Origin of the sequence: Streptomyces catenulae, assembly GCF_000718015.1 — a bacterium.
Taxonomy (GTDB): Bacteria; Actinomycetota; Actinomycetes; order Streptomycetales; family Streptomycetaceae; genus Streptomyces; species Streptomyces catenulae.
Genome location: NZ_JODY01000004.1, coordinates 1 through 18,301 on the forward strand (window position 1 = coordinate 1; position 18,301 = coordinate 18,301).

At 74.1% G+C, this 18,301-nt stretch carries 9 protein-coding genes and 1 pseudogene; 9 read left to right on the forward strand and 1 reads right to left on the reverse strand.

The window, feature by feature from the left end; genetic code table 11:
• Positions 1–61: 61 nt before the first annotated feature.
• The 9 genes and pseudogenes from IF23_RS0106040 (at position 62) to glgB (ending at position 17,745) form a co-directional block, all read left to right on the forward strand.
• Positions 62–1,294 (forward strand): methyltransferase, encoded by a 1,233-nt coding sequence (locus tag IF23_RS0106040; protein WP_030280606.1) that lies wholly within the window; start codon positions 62–64, stop codon positions 1,292–1,294.
• 31 nt (positions 1,295–1,325) lie between these two features.
• Positions 1,326–3,230, forward strand: a complete 1,905-nt coding sequence (locus IF23_RS0106045) for an ABC transporter transmembrane domain-containing protein (protein WP_078653820.1) — start codon at positions 1,326–1,328, stop codon at positions 3,228–3,230.
• Positions 3,227–5,101, forward strand: a complete 1,875-nt coding sequence (locus IF23_RS0106050; protein ID WP_051739299.1) for an ABC transporter ATP-binding protein — start codon at positions 3,227–3,229, stop codon at positions 5,099–5,101. Before IF23_RS0106045 ends, IF23_RS0106050 begins: the two co-directional genes overlap by 4 nt.
• A gap of 582 nt (positions 5,102–5,683) precedes the next feature.
• Positions 5,684–7,348, forward strand: a pseudogene (locus IF23_RS0106055) (M4 family metallopeptidase); the annotation flags it as partial.
• Positions 7,349–7,646: 298 nt separating this feature from the next.
• The gene (locus IF23_RS0106060) at positions 7,647–9,272 is read left to right on the forward strand and encodes a M4 family metallopeptidase (protein ID WP_030280615.1); all 1,626 of its coding nucleotides are present in this window, start codon (positions 7,647–7,649) and stop codon (positions 9,270–9,272) included.
• A 369-nt stretch (positions 9,273–9,641) separates the two neighbouring features.
• Positions 9,642–11,642, forward strand: a complete 2,001-nt coding sequence (locus IF23_RS0106065; protein ID WP_030280617.1) for an alpha-1,4-glucan--maltose-1-phosphate maltosyltransferase — start codon at positions 9,642–9,644, stop codon at positions 11,640–11,642.
• Positions 11,639–13,357 carry a maltose alpha-D-glucosyltransferase gene (gene treS, locus IF23_RS0106070; RefSeq protein WP_030280619.1) on the forward strand — a complete coding sequence of 573 codons (1,719 nt, stop codon included), beginning with the start codon at positions 11,639–11,641 and terminating at the stop codon, positions 13,355–13,357. The genes IF23_RS0106065 and treS overlap by 4 nt, the downstream gene beginning before the upstream one ends.
• A gap of 285 nt (positions 13,358–13,642) precedes the next feature.
• Entirely contained in the window at positions 13,643–15,088 is a 1,446-nt protein-coding gene (locus IF23_RS0106075) for a maltokinase N-terminal cap-like domain-containing protein (protein WP_030280621.1), read from the forward strand.
• A 323-nt stretch (positions 15,089–15,411) separates the two neighbouring features.
• A complete protein-coding gene (gene glgB, locus IF23_RS0106080) occupies positions 15,412–17,745 on the forward strand; it encodes a 1,4-alpha-glucan branching enzyme (protein WP_078653821.1) in 2,334 nt (777 codons plus the stop codon).
• Between the two features lie 35 nt (positions 17,746–17,780).
• Here the strand turns inward: glgB and IF23_RS0106085 are convergent, their stop codons facing one another.
• Positions 17,781–18,269 (reverse strand): DUF4259 domain-containing protein, encoded by a 489-nt coding sequence (locus IF23_RS0106085; RefSeq protein ID WP_030280625.1) that lies wholly within the window; start codon positions 18,267–18,269, stop codon positions 17,781–17,783.
• Positions 18,270–18,301 lie beyond the last annotated feature (32 nt).

Below are 18,301 nucleotides of genomic sequence, written 5' to 3' on the forward strand. Positions count from 1 at the left end.
CCCCCACCCCACCCCCGCTCCCGCTCCGTCCCCCTCGTGCCTCGGCTAGCCTGAATCCACGATGAACCGTTTCACGACGTCATGGGGTGCGTTCGACCTCAGCCGCTTCCCCGAGGACCCCCGCGACCAGCTCCGTGCCTGGGACGCCGCCGACTCCTACCTCCTGGACCACCTCGCCGAGGACGACGCCGGGGCCGCCCCCGCGCCGTCCTCGGACGCGTCCGGCGCCGCCGTCGTCCTCGGCGACCGCTGGGGCGCCCTCGCCACCGCGCTGGCCGGGACCACGGCCGGAGCCGGTACCGGGACCGCGTCGGGCTCCGTCCCCGCGCCCGGAGCGCCCGCGCCCCGCCTCGTCCAGATCACCGACTCGTACCTCACCCACCGCGCCACCGAGGTGAATCTGCGGCGTAACGGGGTCGCCGACGGTGCCGTGCGGCTGCGGACGGTGCTGGACGCGCCGCCGGAGCGGATCGATCTGCTGCTGGTCCGGGTGCCGAAGAGTCTGGCGTTGCTGGAGGAGCAGCTGCGGCGGCTGGCGCCCGCGGTGCACGCGGGGACCCGGATCGTCGGCACCGGCATGGTCTCCGAGATCCACACCTCGACGTTGAAGCTGTTCGAGCAGATCCTCGGGCCGACCCGGACCTCCCTCGCCGTCCGCAAGGCGCGGCTGATCTTCTGCACCCCCGACCCGGCCCTCTCCCCCGCCGCCCCCTCCTGGCCGCGCAGCTACGCGCTGCCCGCGGACATCGGGGTGATGTCGGGGCGGACGGTCACCAATCACGCCGGGATCTTCTGCGCCGACCGGCTGGACATCGGGACCCGCTTCCTCCTCGGCCATCTGCCCCGGCGGCCGGGCGCCGCCCGCGTCGTCGACCTGGGCTGCGGCAACGGCGTCGTCGGCACCGCGCTGGCGCTGACCGACCCGGCGGCGGAGACCGTCTTCGTCGACGAGTCGTTCTCCGCCGTGGCCGCCGCGCGCGCCACCTTCGCGGCGAACGCGCCGGAGGGCGCGCGGGCGGAGTTCGCCGTCGGCGACGCGCTGACCGGGCTGGCCCCCGGATCGGTGGACCTCGTGGTGAACAACCCGCCGTTCCACACCCACCGGGCGACGTCCGACGCGACCGCCCGGCGGATGTTCGGCGGTGCCCGCGCCGTGCTGCGGCCCGGCGGGGAGCTGTGGGTCGTCGGCAACCGCCACCTCGGCTACCACGTGCGGCTCAAGCGGCTCTTCGGCAACTGCGAGGTCGTCGCCTCCGACCCGAAGTTCGTCCTGCTGCGGGCGGTCCGCCGCTGAACCGTGGCGGGCCGCCCTCTAGGGTGCGGCCATGGGGAATCCGGGCCGCGCGGCGGCGCGTTCGGGGCCGGAGAGGCCCGATCACCGCAGTGCCGCGCGGTATCTGGTCTGGCTGACGCGGTGTCAGCTGCGCCGGGTGGCGGTGGGCGCCACCTTCGGCACGCTGTGGCTGACGGGGCTGATGATGCCCCCGTATCTGCTCTCCCGCGCCGTCGACGACGGGCTGGTCCCCGGCCACCGGGGAGCGCTGCTCGGCTGGACGGCGGCGCTGCTGGCGATGGGCGCGCTCAACGCCGCCCTGGCCATCGCCCGGCACCGCACCATGACCCGGGTCCGGATGGACGCGACGTTCCGCACGGTGCGCGCCGTCGTCGACCAGACGCTGCGGCTGGGCGCCTCGCTGCCGCGCCGGGTGACGGCGGGCGAGGTCATCACCATCGGTATCGGGGACGTCGGGGTGATCAGCCAGACGCTGACGCTGACCGGCCCCGGCGTGGGCGCGGTCCTCTCGTACGGGGTGGTGGCGGCGCTGTTGCTGGCGGTGGATCCGGCGCTCGCCGCGCTGGTGCTGCTGGGGGTTCCGGCGCTGGCGGTGCTGGTGGGGCCGTTGCTGCGGCGGTTGGAGGGCGCCGAGGCGCGCTACCGGGAGCGGCAGGGCGGGCTGACCGACCGGCTGGCCGATCTGGTCGGCGGGGTGCGGGTGCTCGGCGGTCTGGGCGGCAAGGAGGTGTTCGCGGCGCGGTACCGGCGGGAGTCGGCGGAGCTGTGCGCCGAGGGGTACCGCGTCGGCGCGCACGCCAGCTGGATCCAGGCGCTGGGCGTGGGGCTCCCGGCGCTGTTCCTCGCCGCGGTCGTCTGGCTCGCCGCCCGGATGGCCGCCGCCGGGACGATCTCGGTGGGCGAACTGGTCGCGGTCTACGGCTACACCGCGGCGTTGGCGGCGCCGGTGTCGTTCCTCATCGAGGCGGGGTACGACGTGACGCGCGGGCTGGTCGCGGCCCGCCGGGTGGTGCGGTTCCTGGGCCTGGAGCCCGACGCACGGGGCGGCGGGGAGGACGGTCCGGCGCTGCCGTCGGTGCTGCGCGATCCGGTCTCCGGTGTCGAGGTGGTGCCCGGGACGCTGACCGCGCTGGCCGGGGCGCGGCCCGAGGAGTCGGCCGCGGTGGTCGACCGGCTCGGGGGCGTCGCCGACTCCGCCGCGACCTGGGGCGCGGTGCGGCTGGACGCGGTGGACACGGCGCGGCTGCGGGAGCGGATCCTGGTCGCCGACAACGAGGCGGCGCTCTTCGCGGGCACGGTGTACGAGGCGGTCTCGGGGCGGCGCCCGCGCCCGGCGGACGCGGTGGCGCGGGCGCTGCACACGGCGGTGGCCCAGGACATCGTGCAGGCGCTGCCCGGTGGCCTGGACGCGCGGCTGGACGCGGACGGCCGCAATCTCTCCGGTGGGCAGCGGCAGCGGCTGCGGCTGGTGCGGGCGCTGCTGGCCGACCCCGAGGTACTGCTCGCCGTGGAGCCGACGTCGGCGGTGGACGCGCACACCGAGGCGGCGATCGCGGCGCGGTTGCACGCCGCCCGGGCGGGCCGGACGACCGTCGTCGCCACCACCTCTCCGCTGGTGCTGGATGCCGCGGACGTCGTCTGCCATCTGTCCGGCGGCCGGGTGGCGGCGGTCGGCACCCACCGCGACCTGCTCGCCGCCCACCCGGAGTACCGCGCCCTGGTGGCACGGGGCGCGGAGGACCCGGAGGACGGGACGGAGGAGGGAGCGACGGAGGAGGGAGCGGAGGACCGGACGGAGGACGCTCCGGGGAGCGGAACGGCCGCGGGGCCCGGCGCCGCCGCCCCGGCCGCTCCCGCCCCCGAGGTCCCCGTCCACCGCGGCCCCCTGGACGAGGTGCCCGGTCAGACCGCCCCCGTCGCCGAGGAGGCGCCGTGACGACCGCACAGGTACCCGCGCCCGCACCGGACGGTGCCCTGCCGATCGCGTCCCCCCGGGAGGCCCGGCGTGCGGCCGGCCGGTTGATCCGGTGCGACCGCCGGGCCTTCGCGCTGATGCTCAGGCTCAACGCGCTCGCCGCGGGCGCCGGGCTGGCCGGTCCGTGGCTGCTGGGCCGGATCGTCGACACCGTACGCGACGGCGGGGGCGCCGCCGCGGTGGACCGGCTGACGCTGCTGATCGTGGCCGGTACGGCGCTCCAACTGCTGCTGGGCCGCGGTGCGCGCTACGCCGGGCACCGGTTCGGCGAACGGGCGCTGGCCCGGGTCCGCGAGGGCTTCGTCGACCGGGCGCTGGCGCTGCCCTCGGCGGTCGTCGAGCGGGCCGGGACCGGGGATCTGACGGCGCGGGGCACCACGGATGTGGCGTCGGTCGCCGGGACGCTGCGCGATGCGACGCCCGAGGTGTCGGTCGCGGTGGTCCAGGCGGTGTTCCTGCTGGGTGCCGTGGCGGTGCTCCATCCGCTGCTCGGGGCGTGTGCGCTGGGGCTGGTGGGGTGCGGGTTCGCGGTCCGCTGGTATCTGCGGCGGGCTCGTCCCGCCTATCTCGACGAGGGCGCGGCCGTGTCGGAGCTGGCCGGGCTGCTCGCGGCGACCGCCGCCGGGGCCCGTACCGTCGATCTGCTCGGGCTGGCGGACAGCCGCGCGGCGGCGGCGCGGGAGGCGGTCGAACGGTCCCGCCGCACCCGGCTGCGGACGCTGTTCCTGCGCAGTGTGCTCTTCCCGGTGGTGGACTTCTCGTACACGGTGCCGGTGGCCGCCGCGCTGGTGGCGGGCGGGGCGCTGCACGACGCGGGCGTGGTGAGCCTGGGCGCGGTGGTGTCGGCGGCGGTGCTGCTTGGCCAGTTGTCGACCCCGCTGGACACGCTGCTGTTCCGCGCGGAACAACTCCAGGCCGGTGCCGCCGCGTTCGCCCGGGTGGAGGGCGTGGCGGCGGAAGCGGGCACGAACGGGCACCGGCCGGACGCCCCCGGGCCGGACGGCGGCCCCGGCGCCCCCGCCACCGCACCGTCCGCCCACGCCACCGCGCCGCGGGGCCGGATCGAGGCGCGGGGGGTGCGGTACGCGTACCCGGGCGGGGCGGGCGGCGAGGTGTTGCGCGGGGTGGAGCTGACGGTGCGGCCCGGGGAGCGGCTGGCGCTGGTCGGGCCGTCGGGGGCGGGGAAGTCGACGCTGGGCCGGTTGCTGGCCGGGGTCGAGGCGCCGGGCGCGGGGACGGTGACGGTCGGCGGGGTGCCGGTGGCCGCGCTGCCGCCGCGGGCGCTCCGCCGTCAGGTGGCGCTGGTCACCCAGGAACACCATGTCTTCCTCGGCACGGTCCGCGACAACCTGCGGATCGCCGCGCCCGACGCCGACGACGCCGCGCTGCACGCCGCGCTCGCCGCCGTCGGCGCCGAGTGGGCGGCGGCGCTGCCGTCCGGGCTCGGCACCGAGCTGGGCCCCGGCGGGTTCCGCCCGGACGGGGCGCAGAGCCAGCAACTCTCGCTGGCCCGGGTGGTGCTGGCCGACCCCGGCATCCTGATCCTCGACGAGGCGACGGCGCTGCTGGACCCGCGGACCGCGCGGCGTACCGAACGGGCACTCGCCGCCGTGCTGGCGGGCCGTACGGTCATCGCCGTCGCGCACCGGCTGCACACCGCGCACGACGCGGACCGGGTGGCCGTCATGGAGGCGGGCCGGATCACCGAACTCGGCACCCACGACGCCCTCGTGGCGGCCGACGGCGCCTACGCGGCGCTCTGGCGGACCTGGCACGGGGAGACTCCCGCGCCGCCGCCGGACCGCCCGCCGGAGCGCCCGGCGGAGGTCTGACGGACCGGATCCGGCGGGCGGGTCGAAGGCGTCCGCGGGGCGCCCGGAGCCGGTCCGGAGCGAGGTCCGCGACCGGGTCCGGAGCCAGGCCCGGAGTCCTACGCGGCCGGGCCGCCCGGCGCCTGATCCACCGTCGATTCCCGTCGATTCCCGCCGCTTCCGGGGCCGTTCGGACCGCCCGGCAAGGACGTGCAGCGACGCGCACCGGCCGCCGGAGGCCCGTATCCACGGTCGGTGTCGCGCGCAAACCCGCGACTTCCGGCCCCGGCTTTCCGCTGCCCGCACCGCCCGGACCTGCACCGTTCCCAGCCCCTGCAACAGTCCGTCCGTAATACGGACCCGCAGTCCGGGCTACGGACGGTTTCCGGCCAATTACTTGAAGGGACCCTGACAAGCAGCGCGCGGCGGTGGCACTCTTCCCGGCAGCCGCCACACGGACCCCCACAGTCCCACCGTGCGGCAGTCGGCACCGTCTCCCCCCACACGTTCCAAGTGTTCTGCCTCGCTCTGCCCGGACGGCTCCCCGCCGCCCGGTCCCCCTCGGCCGCGGCCCCACGCCGCCGCCCCGCAGAAGGAGTCAGCGTGAGACGTACCCCCCCTCGTCGCGCCGTCGCAACCGGAGCCCTCGTCGCCGCCGCCGCCATGCTCGCCGTCGGCGTGCAGGCCGGTACCGGCACCGCGGCCACCCCCCAGCCGGGCACCCCCCACGCGGCCGCCGCCGCGGGCGCCCTGCCCGCGAAGCTCTCGCCCGCCCAGCGCGAGCGCCTGATCCGCAGCGCCGACGCCGCCACCAAGGCGACGGCCAAGGAGCTGAAGCTCGGCGCGCAGGAGAAGCTGGTCGTCAAGGACGTCGCCCAGGACGCCGACGGCACCACCCACACCCGCTACGCGCGGACCCTGGACGGGCTGCCGGTCCTCGGCGGCGACCTGATCGTCCACGAGGCCAAGGGCGGCGCCGTCAAGGCCGTCACCAAGGCGCAGTCCAAGCAGCTGAAGGTCGCCACGACCACCGCGAAGGTCGCGCCGACCGCCGCGTCCGCGAAGGCCCTCTCGTCCGCCCGTTCCCTGGGCGCGTCGAAGGCCGCCGCCGACAAGGCGCCGCGCAAGGTGGTCTGGGCCGCCGACGGCACCCCGCGGCTGGCCTACGAGACCGTGGTCGGCGGGTTCCAGAAGGACGGCACCCCCAACCAGCTGCACGTCATCACGGACGCCACCACCGGCGAGAAGATCTTCCAGTACCAGGGGATCGAGAACGGCATCGGCAACACCGAGTACAGCGGCAAGGTCACCCTGGGCACCACCGCCTCCGGGTCGTCCTACACGCTGACCGACGGTGGCCGCGGCGGGCACAAGACGTACAACCTCAACCACGGCTCGTCCGGCACCGGCACGCTCTTCAAGAACTCCACCGACACCTGGGGCAACGGCACACCGCAGAACGCGGAGACCGCCGCCGCGGACGCCGCCTACGGTGCCGCCGAGACCTGGGACTACTACAAGGAGGTGCACGGCCGCACCGGCATCAAGGGGGACGGCGTCGCCGCGTACTCCCGCGTCCACTACGGGAACAGCTACGTCAACGCGTTCTGGGACGACAGCTGCTTCTGCATGACGTACGGCGACGGCAGCGGCAACGCCGCGCCGCTGACCGCGCTGGACGTCGCCGGGCACGAGATGTCCCACGGCGTCACCGCCGCGACCGCCGGGCTCATCTACAGCGGCGAGTCCGGTGGCCTGAACGAGGCGACGTCCGACATCTTCGGCACCGCGGTGGAGTGGTACTCCAACACCGCCGAGGACCCGGGCGACTACCTCATCGGCGAGAAGATCAACATCTACGGCGACGGCGAGCCGCTGCGCTACATGGACAAGCCCTCCAAGGACGGCGCCTCCGCCGACTACTGGTCGAGCACGGTCGGCAACAAGGACGTGCACTACTCGTCCGGCGTCGCCAACCACTTCTTCTACCTGCTGTCCGAGGGCAGCGGCGCGAAGGACATCAACGGCGTGCACTACGACAGCCCGACGTACGACGGGAAGTCGGTGCCGGGCATCGGCCGGGAGAACGCCGAGAAGATCTGGTTCAAGGCGCTCAGCCAGTACATGACCTCGTCCACCAACTACGCCGCGGCCCGCACCGCGACCCTCAAGGCCGCGGCCGACCTCTTCGGTCAGGGCAGCGCGACGTACAACACGGTCGCCAACACCTGGGCCGCGGTGAACGTCGGCTCCCGGGTGTCGGCCGGAAAGTGACATCGTGACCGGGTGACGGCACCGACCGGTCACCTCGGTGTGGCACGGCCGAGCAGCCGATCGGCGCACTGAACCCACCAGCGAAAACGGCGAATTGGGCGCCGCTTCCGGACCTCCGGGGGCGGCGCCCTTTCGCATGGCACCGATCCCGCACAAGGGGTTACCGATGAGTTTCGGCCAACCTCGCTCCAGCGTCCTGACATGAACGCGTTCGGAATGGCAATGTTCCCGACGCACGTCACACCCACATCGCTTTGCACCCCCACCACTTGGCAAAGTTGAAGGAGCACGCGTGACCCCCCGCATATCCCGCAAGGCCCGCATCACCGGTACCGCCGTCGCCGCCGCCGCGGCCCTCGTCGCCGGCGTCGCCGCCACGGCGGGCGCCACGACCGCCCCGGCCTTCACGAGCGGCGCGCCGGTCGCCCTCAGCACCGCGAACCGCGCGACGATGATCAAGGACGCCAGCGCCGCCAAGGCGCAGACGGCCAAGGAGCTGGGCCTGGGTTCCCAGGAGCAGCTGGTCGTCAAGGACGTCATCAAGGACGCCGACGGCACCGTCCACACCCGCTACGACCGCACCTACGCCGGTCTGCCGGTGCTCGGTGGCGACATGGTCGTGCACCGCGCCAAGGACGGCTCGATCAAGAGCACCACCAAGTCCACCGAGAAGAGCATCAAGGTCGCCTCGCTCACGCCGAAGATCTCCGCTGCCGCCGCCGCGCAGAACGCGCACGGCACCGCCGCGAAGTCGATCAGCGCCAAGCAGACCGGCGCGCAGGCCGCGAAGAAGGTCGTCTGGGCCGCCTCCGGCTCGCCCGTCCTGGCGTACGACACCGTCGTCAAGGGCGTGAAGAAGGACGGCACCCCGAGCCGGATGCACGTCATCACCGACGCCAACAGCGGCAAGAAGCTCTTCCAGTACGACGACATCCGTACCGGCAAGGGCGAGAGCGAGTTCAGCGGCACCGTCGACCTGACCACCACCAAGGACGGCAGCAACTACACGCTGACCGACGGCGACCGCGGCGGTCACAAGACCACCAACCTGGAGAACGCCGAGGACGGCGACGGCAAGCTCTTCACCAACTCCACCGACACGTGGGGCAACGGCAAGCCGGACAACCCGGAGACCGCCGCCGTCGACGCGCACTACGGTGCCGCCGAGACCTGGGACTACTACAAGGAGGTGCACGGCCGCACCGGCATCAAGGGTGACGGCAAGGGCGCCTTCTCCCGCGTCCACTACGGCGACAACTACGTCAACGCCTTCTGGGACGACAGCTGCTTCTGCATGACGTACGGCGACGGCGAGGGCAACAAGGCTCCGCTGACCGCCATCGACGTCGCGGCCCACGAGATGTCGCACGGTGTCACCTCCGCCACCGCCAACCTCACCTACAGCGGTGAGTCCGGCGGTCTGAACGAGGGCACCTCCGACATCTTCGGCACCTCGGTCGAGTTCTACGCGAACAACAAGTCCGACCCGGGTGACTACCTCATCGGCGAGAAGATCGACATCAACGGCGACGGCACGCCGCTGCGCTACATGGACAAGCCGTCCAAGGACGGTCAGTCGCAGGACAACTGGGACTCCAGCACCGGTGGCCTGGACCCGCACTACTCGTCGGGTGTCGCCAACCACTTCTTCTACCTGCTGTCCGAGGGCAGCGGCGCCAAGGAGATCGGTGGCGTCAAGTACGACAGCCCGACCGCCGACGGCTCCAAGGTCGAGGGCATCGGCCGGGACAAGGCCGAGAAGATCTGGTTCAAGGCCCTGACCGAGTACATGACCTCGAACACCGACTACAAGGCGGCCCGTGAGGCCACCGTCAAGGCCGCGACCGACCTGTACAAGGCCGACAGCGCCGAGGTCAAGGGTGTCGAGGCCGCCTGGAACGGCGTCGCCGTCAAGTAACGCACCCCGCCGGGCGCCGTACGGCACGGCGCCCGGCACCGCACCGATCCACCCGGGACCCCTGTGACGTGTCCCCGGACGGAGGCGGCGCACCGAGAACGGCGGAACGGCCGGGGATTCCCTCCCCGGCCGTTCCGCCGTTCCGGCGTTCCGTCACCCCGCCGCACGCCCCGGCCGCGCCGCCCCTGCCCCGTGCGCCACTCCGGGCCACCCCGCCCCTTCCGGCGCCCGGCCGCCCGGTGGCCGTCCCGCCGCGGCCGCCAACCGGGTGAAGGCGGCAGGCCCCCCGCCCCTCGCACACCGCCTCCCCCAGACGAACGGATAGAAAGGAGAAATTCCGGCAAAACCTGACGATTCCCTGGTGATCCCATGATCGGTCGCATCCCTGTCCTGGACATCCGCCCCCGGCTCGACGACGGCCGTCCCGCGAAGGCGGTGACGGGCGAGACCTTCGCCGTCTCGGCCACCGTCTTCCGCGAGGGCCACGGCGCCGTCGCCGCCGATGTCGTGCTGACCGACCCGGCGGGCCACCCCGGCCCCCGGATCCCGATGACCGAACTCCGCCCGGGAACCGACCGGTTCACCGCCGAGGTCGCCCCGGACGCCGAGGGCCGCTGGTCGTACACGGTCGAGGCGTGGGCCGATCCGGTCACCACCTGGCGCCGCGCCGCCGCCGCGAGGATCCCCGCCGGGTCCGACCCCGAACTCACCCTGCGGGAAGGCGCCGACCTGCTGCTCCGCGCCGCCGACGGCGTGCCGAAGGACGCCGGGCGGGAGGCGGTGCTCGCCGCCGCCGACGCCCTGCGCGACACCACCGCGCCGCCCGCCGCCCGCCTCGCCGCCGCCACCGCGCCCGCCGTCACCGAGGCGCTCACCCGCCATCCGCTGCGCGATCTGCGCACCGTCGCGGAGCCGCTGCCGCTCCTCGTCGAGCGCCGCCGGGCGCTGTACGGCTCCTGGTACGAGCTGTTCCCCCGCTCCGAGGGCGCGACCGCGGGGCCGGACGGCACCCTGACCGGCGGCACCCTGCGCACCGCCGCCGACCGGCTGCCCGCGGTCGCCGCGATGGGCTTCGACGTGGTCTACCTCCCACCCGTCCACCCCATCGGCACCACCCACCGCAAGGGCCCCAACAACTCCCTGACCGCGGGGCCGCAGGACGTCGGCTCCCCCTGGGCGATCGGTTCGGCGGACGGCGGGCATGACGCGCTCCACCCGGAACTGGGCACCTTCGAGGACTTCGACCACTTCGTCCGCACCGCCCGTGACCTGCGGATGGAGGTGGCGCTCGACTTCGCGTTGCAGTGCTCGCCGGACCACCCGTGGATCACCCGCCACCCGGAGTGGTTCCGGCACCGCGCCGACGGCTCCCTCGCCTGCGCGGAGAACCCGCCCAAGACGTACCAGGACATCCACCCGCTCGACTTCGACACCGACTTCCGGGGGCTGGTCCGCGAGACCGAGCGGCTGCTGCGCTTCTGGATGGCGAAGGGGGTGCGGATCTTCCGGGTCGACAATCCGCACACCAAGCCGGTGCACTTCTGGGAGACGGTGCTCGGCGCGGTGGGGCGCACCGACCCGGACGTGCTCTTCCTCGCCGAGGCGTTCACCCGCCCCGCGATGGTCCACGCCCTGGCCCGCGCCGGATTCCAGCAGTCGTACACGTACTTCACCTGGCGGAACACCAAGCGGGAGCTGATCGACTACCTCACCGAGCTGACCGGTGAGGGCGCCGCGTATCTGCGGCCGAACTTCTTCGTCAACACCCCGGACATCCTGCACGGCTACCTCCAGGAGGGCGGGCGTCCCGCCTTCGCCGTCCGCGCGGTGCTCGCCGCCACCCTCTCCCCCTCCTGGGGTGTCTACGCGGGGTACGAACTGTGCGAGGCGGAGCCCGCGGAGCCGGGAAGTGAGGAGTACCGGGATTCCGAGAAGTATCAACTGCGGCCCCGCGACTGGGAGTCTGCGGCGCGGAGCGGAAAGACTCTGGCGCCGCTGCTCACCACCCTCAACCGCGTCCGCCGCCGCCATCCCGCCCTTCAGCAACTGCGGCGGCTGCATTTCCACGGCACCGACAACGACGCGGTGCTCGCCTATTCCAAACACGCGGGCCACGGCCGCACCGCGGATACCGTCCTGACCGTGGTGAACCTTGATCCACACCACACCCAGGAGGCCACGGTCTCGTTGGACATGCCGGAACTCGGCCTCGGCCGGGACGATTCCTTCCCGGTGCGCGACGAGCTCACCGGCGACACCTACCACTGGGGCAGGGACAACTATGTACGGCTCGATCCGGGCCAGTCGCCCGCGCCCGCGCACGTGCTGTCCCTGCGACCGTCCTCACCGATCGGAGGGTCACCCAATTGATCGTCAACGAGCCCGTGCACGACACGTTCGAGGACACGCCGGAAAAGGACCGCGATCCGGACTGGTTCAAACGCGCCGTCTTCTACGAGGTCCTGGTCCGCTCCTTCCAGGACAGCAACGGAGACGGCGTCGGCGACCTCAAGGGCCTCACCTCGCGGCTCGATTATCTGCAATGGCTGGGCGTGGACTGCCTCTGGCTCCCGCCGTTCTTCAAGTCCCCGCTACGGGACGGCGGTTACGACGTCGCCGACTACACCGCGGTCCTGGACGAATTCGGTGACCTCGCCGATTTCGTGGAATTCGTCGACGCCGCCCACCAGCGCGGTATGCGGGTCATCATCGACATGGTGATGAACCACACCAGCGACCAGCACCCGTGGTTCCAGTCCTCCCGCACCGACCCCGAGGGGCCGTACGGCGACTACTACGTCTGGGCGGACGACGACAAGCAGTACGCCGACGCGCGGATCATCTTCGTCGACACCGAGGCGTCCAACTGGACCTTCGACCCGGTCCGCAAGCAGTACTACTGGCATCGTTTCTTCTCCCACCAGCCGGACCTCAACTACGAGAACCCGGCGGTCCAGGAGGAGATGATCTCCGCGCTGCGGTTCTGGCTCGACCTGGGCATCGACGGCTTCCGGCTGGACGCGGTGCCCTACCTCTACGCCGAGGAGGGCACCAACTGCGAGAACCTGCCGCGCTCGCACGACTTCCTGCGGCGGGTCCGCGCCGAGATCGACGCGCACTACCCGGACACCGTGCTGCTGGCGGAGGCGAACCAGTGGCCCGAGGACGTCGTCGACTACTTCGGTGACTACGCGAGCGGCGGCGACGAATGCCACATGGCGTTCCACTTTCCCGTCATGCCGCGCATCTTCATGGCGGTACGCCGCGAATCGCGCTATCCGGTGTCGGAAATCCTCGCCAAGACCCCGGCGATTCCGTCCGGCTGCCAGTGGGGCATCTTCCTGCGGAACCACGACGAGCTGACCCTCGAAATGGTCACCGACGAAGAGCGCGACTACATGTACGCGGAGTACGCCAAGGACCCGCGGATGCGGGCCAATATCGGTATCCGCCGCCGCCTCGCCCCACTCCTCGACAACGACCGCAACCAGATCGAACTCTTCACCGCCCTGCTGCTCTCCCTACCGGGCTCGCCGATTCTCTATTACGGCGACGAGATCGGTATGGGCGACAACATCTGGCTGGGCGACCGGGACGCGGTACGCACCCCGATGCAGTGGACCCCGGACCGCAATGCCGGATTCTCCTCCTGTGACCCCGGGCGGCTCACCCTGCCGACCATCATGGACCCGGTCCACGGATATCAGGTCACCAATGTCGAAGCGGCGATGAGTTCCCCGTCCTCACTGCTGCACTGGACCCGCCGGATGATCGAGATCCGGAAACAGAATCCGGCGTTCGGACTCGGGAGTTACACCGAACTCCCCTCCAGCAACCCAGCGGTCCTCGCCTTTCTGCGGGCCGCGCCCGGCGAGGGCGGCGCGGACGACGATCTCGTCCTGTGCGTCCACAATTTCTCGCGCTTCGCCCAGCCGACGGAGCTGGATCTGGCGGAATTCGACGGCCGCCATCCGGTGGAACTCATCGGCGGTGTGCATTTCCCGCCCATCGGCCGGACGCCGTATCCGCTGACGCTGGCGGGCCACGGCTTCTACTGGTTCCGGCTGCGCCGCAACGCGCCCTGACCGGGGCCGACCGGAGGCGGGCCGACCGCCGCCCGCCCGCTCCCCGGACCACCCGCCGCCCGTACGCCACCCGCCGCGTACGGGCGCGGGCGCGTCCGGAGCGGGCGCGGGAACCGGCCGGACCGCCGGGCGGTACGACCACGGGGCGGGCCCACCGGCGCCCCGTGCCGCCCGGCGGTGCGGACTCCGTCCGGGGGTACGCTCCCCGCGCCGCCGCACGGAGAACGCCGCATTCCGGGACACTTTGCGCAACCTGTCGAGTGCCCCGGGAAAGGACGCGCCCCCATGCCGGACCCCGCCTCGACCGGTGCGCCGCCCAGATCCGGCGGGCCCCCGCTCGCCGCCGCGCCCGATCTGCTCCCCTCCCTCGCCCCGCTCCTCGCCGACTGGCTGCCGGGCCGCCGCTGGTTCGCCGGGCACGGGCGGCTGATCACCGGCTTCACCCTGCTCTCCGCGACCGAGCTGCTGCCCTGCACCGTCGTCGGCGGGCCGCCCGGACTGCTCCATCTGCTGGTCCGCGTGGAGCAGGCCACCGCCCGGGCGCCCGGGGCGCCGCCCGGCGACTGCTACCAACTGCTGCTGGGCGTGGGCCGGGAGGTGCCGCCCCGCCTCGCCCCCGCGCTGATCGGCCGCCCCGTCGGCGGCCCGCTGCGCGGCCACGCCGTCCACGACGCACTGCTCGACGGGCACCTGTGCGGGCTGCTGCTGGAGCGGCTGCGGCTGCCGGGCCGGATCGGGGCGCTCGACTTCCACCGCGAGGCGGGCACCGAGATCCCGCCCCGGCTGCCCGGCCGTCCGCTCGGCGCGGAGCAGTCGCACACCTCGCTCGTCTACGGCGAGACGCTGATCCTCAAGGTCTTCCGGCAGGTCACCCCGGGGCTCAACCCGGATCTGGAGCTGTCGCGCGCCCTGGCCGCGGCCCGGTGCCCGCGGGTTCCGGCGCCCGTCGCGTGGTTCAAGGCCCGCGCGCGGGAGCCGGGCGCCGAGCCGACGACGCTCGGGGTGCTCCAGCCGTTCCTGCCGGGGTGCGCCGACGGCTGGCAGCTGGCGCTCACGGCGCTGTCCGGGCGCGCCGACTTCACCGCGTCGGCGCGGTCCCTGGGGCAGGCCACCGCGGAGGTGCACACCGCGCTCGCCCGGGCGCTGCCGACCGCGGCGCTGCGCCGTCCGCAGCTGGAGTCCATCGCGGCGGGGATGCGCGCCCGGCTGGAGACCACCGCCCGCGCGGTCCCCGGCCTGCGGCCGTACCGCGCCGGGCTGCGCACCGCGTTCGACGCGCTCGCCGCCGCCGGGCGGGGCGGCGGCAGCTGGGCGGCGCAGCGCATCCACGGCGATCTCCACCTGGGGCAGACGCTCCGCCCGGCGCGGGGCCCCGGCCGCTGGTCGCTGATCGACTTCGAGGGGGAACCGGCCCGCCCGCTGGCCGAACGGCGCCGCCCGCAGCCCGCGGTCCGCGATGTCGCGGCGATGCTCCGCTCCTTCGACTACGCGGCCCGCAGCGGCCCCTCGGGCGGTGACGCCTGGTCGCTGGAGTGGGCCCGCCGCACCCGGGAGGCGTACTGCCGCGGCTACGCGGAGGGCGGCGGTCTCGACCCCGGCACGGCGCCGGAGCTGATGCGTGCGTACGAGACCGACAAGGCGGTCTACGAGGTGCTCTACGAGGCCCGGCACCGGCCCGACTGGCTCCCGGTGCCGATGGCCGCGGTACGGCGCCTGGCCGACGGCGGGTGAGGGGGCGGGGCGGGGGCGGGCCCGGCACGGGGCCGAGCCCGGGGTGCGGAGGCCCGGCACGGGGCAAGCCCGGGGCGGGCCCGGGCCCGGCGCTCGCAGGCCCAGCCCCGTACCGCCGGGAGGTGCGCCGCCCGGCCCCGTACCGCCCGGCCGACCGCCGCCGGGGCGCCCCGCGACAGCCGCCGTCGGGCCGCCCCGCGACGGCCACCGGACGCCTCCGGCGCGCCGCAACCTCCGCCGTCCCCGGGCAGCGCACCGCCTCGCGCGGCTGCCGTCCCGCCCCGTCCGACCGTTCCGTCCGACGCCCCGCCAGGAGGCCGCCCATGACCGTCCGTCCGCCGTCCCGCCGCCCCGTCGCCGCCCCGCCCGCCGCCGCCCGGGAGACGGTCGGCCCGGCCGATCCGGCGGAGCCGGTGGCCCCCGGCGGCGCCGTCGCCGCTCCGGGGGCGGCCGGTGCCCCGGCGGCGCGTCCGGCGCCCCCGCTCCCCGACGAGACCCGGGCCCGTCTGCTGGCCGGTGCCCACCACGATCCGCACACGGTGCTCGGGGCGCGGCCGGTGCCCGGCGGGGTGCTCTTCCGGGTGCTGCGGCCGCACGCCCGGGCGGTCGCGGTCGTCGCCGGGGGGCGGTGCGCGGCCCTGCGGCCGGAGGGGGACGGGCTGTTCGCCGGTGTGCTGCCGCTGGGGGCCGTCCCCGCGTACGAGCTGCGGGTGACGTATCCGGACGCCACGCTGACGGTCCGCGATCCGTACGGCTTCCTCCCGGCGCTGGACGCGGCCGAGCTGCGGCTGCTGTCCGAGGGGCGGCACGAGCAGCTCTGGCTGGCGCTCGGCGCCCGTGTCCTGACGCATCAGGGGATCACCGGCACCCGCTTCACGGTCTGGGCCCCGAACGCGCGCGGGGTGCGGGTCCTCGGGGACTTCAACCACTGGGACGGCACCGCCTTCCCGATGCGGTCGCTGGGCTCCTCGGGGGTGTGGGAGCTGTTCCTGCCCGGTGTCGGCGAGGGTGAGCTGTACAAGTTCCAGATCACCCGGCCGGACGGCTCGTCCACCGTGCGCGCCGACCCGATGGCCCGGCGCACGGAGTGCCCCCCGGCCACCGCCTCGGTCGTGGACGTCGCGCACCACGAGTGGCGGGACGGGGCGTGGACGGCCGCGCGGGGCACCCGGCCGCCGCACACCGCGCCGTTCTCCGTCTACGAGGTGCATCTGCCGTCCTGGCGCCCGGGCCTGACCTACCGGCAGCTCGCCACCCAACTCCCCGCGTACGTCCAGGATCTCGGCTTCACGCATGTGGAGTTCATGCCACCGGCCGAACACCCCTTCGGCGGCTCCTGGGGCTACCAGGTCACCGGCTACTACGCGCCGACCGCCCGGATGGGCACCCCGGACGACTTCCGGTCTCTCGTCGACGCGCTGCACCGGGCCGGGATCGGGGTGCTGATCGACTGGGTGCCCGCGCACTTCCCGCGCGACGACTGGGCGCTGGCGGAGTTCGACGGGCGGCCGCTGTACGAGCACCCGGATCCGGCGCGGGCCGCGCACCCGGACTGGGGGACGCTGGAGTTCGACTACGGGCGGGCCGAGGTCCGCAACTTCCTCGTGGCCAACGCGGTGTACTGGTGCGAGGAGTTCCACATCGACGGGCTGCGGGTGGACGCCGTGGCGTCGATGCTGTACCTCGACTACTCGCGGCCGGAGGGCGGTTGGACGCCCAACGCGCACGGCGGGCGGGAGAATCTGGACGCCGTCGCCTTCCTCCAGGAGCTGAACGCGACCCTCCACCGCCGCTGCCCGGGTGTGGTCACCGTCGCCGAGGAGTCCACCGCCTGGGACGGTGTCACCCGCGCCGTCCACGAGCCGGGCGCGGGCGGGCTCGGCGGGCTGGGCTTCGGGCTGAAGTGGAACATGGGCTGGATGCACGACTCCCTCGGGTACGTCGCCAAGGAGCCGGTGCACCGCCGCCACCACCACGGCGAGATGACCTTCGCGATGGTCTACGCCTACTCCGAGAACTATCTGCTGCCGATCTCGCACGACGAGGTGGTGCACGGCAAGCGGTCGCTGGTGTCGAAGATGCCGGGCGACTGGTGGCAGCGGCGCGCCACCCACCGCGCCTACCTCGGCCACATGTGGGCCCACCCCGGCAAGCAGCTCCTCTTCATGGGGCAGGAGTTCGCCCAGGGAGCGGAGTGGGCGGAGCGCCACGGCCCGGACTGGTGGCTGCTGGACCCGTCGTACGCGGCGGAGCCGGACCACCGCGGGGTGCGGGATCTGGTGCGCGACCTCAACCGCGGCTACACGGCGGCGCCCGCGCTGTGGGAGCGGGACACCGATCCGGCGGGCTTCGCGTGGGTCGCCGCGGACGCCGCCGAGGACAATGTCTTCGCCTTTCTGCGCTTCGCCGCCGACGGCTCCCCGCTGCTGTCCGTCAGCCACTACTCCCCCGTGGTCCGCGAGGGCTACCGGCTCGGCGTGCCGGACACCGTGGCCGTCTGGCGCGAGGTGCTCAACACCGATGCCGTGCGCTACGGCGGCGGCGGTGTCGGCAACCCCGGCGACCTGACGCCGCGGCCGGTGCCCGCGCACGGCCGGGAGCGCTCGCTCACCGTCACCCTGCCGCCCCTGGCCACGCTCTGGCTCCGCCCGGCGTGACGGCAGGGGCGGCGGCCGGGTGTCCGCCTCCCGGCTCAGACCCGCTCGGCGGCCGGTCCGAGGGCGGCCCGCAGCCCGGCGACCGAGGCCCGCCACTGCGGCCCGGAGTCCGACTCGTCCCACAGCTCGGCCAGTTCGGAATCGGGGGCGAGCACCCGGTCCAGGGCGCGGACGGCGAGACCGGTCAGCTCGGGCGGCGGCTGCGGTATGACACAGCGCGGCAGCGACACCGCCGCACCCCCGCACCCGGCGGGCCCGGCCGCCCCGGCGCCACCCGGCTCCGTACCGGCCGCGCCACCCGGCTCCGTACCGGCCGCGCCGCCCGGTCGGGCCGCCGCCAGCAGCGCCGCCGCGGCCACCGCCGTCTCGCCCTCCGGTGCGTCCAGATACCAGCGCTCCTCGACGGCGTCGGCCAGTGCCGTGCGTACCGCGAAGAGGCGGCGGTTCTCCGGCAGCGCGCCCAGCCGCACCACGAGGTCCGCCGCGGCGTCCCCGCCGAACGGACCCGTCCCCCATGTGCCCATGCCCCGCTCCTCGTCACCCGGCGGCCGGTCCA

Coding starts and splice junctions, on each gene's coding strand:
- IF23_RS0106045 (WP_078653820.1), top strand. CDS start 1,326: ATGGGGAATCCGGGCCGCGCGGCGGCGCGTTCGGGGCCGGAGAGGCCC.
- glgB (WP_078653821.1), top strand. CDS start 15,412: ATGACCGTCCGTCCGCCGTCCCGCCGCCCCGTCGCCGCCCCGCCCGCC.
- IF23_RS0106040 (WP_030280606.1), top strand. CDS start 62: ATGAACCGTTTCACGACGTCATGGGGTGCGTTCGACCTCAGCCGCTTC.
- IF23_RS0106075 (WP_030280621.1), top strand. CDS start 13,643: ATGCCGGACCCCGCCTCGACCGGTGCGCCGCCCAGATCCGGCGGGCCC.
- IF23_RS0106085 (WP_030280625.1), bottom strand. CDS start 18,269: ATGGGCACATGGGGGACGGGTCCGTTCGGCGGGGACGCCGCGGCGGAC.
- IF23_RS0106065 (WP_030280617.1), top strand. CDS start 9,642: ATGATCGGTCGCATCCCTGTCCTGGACATCCGCCCCCGGCTCGACGAC.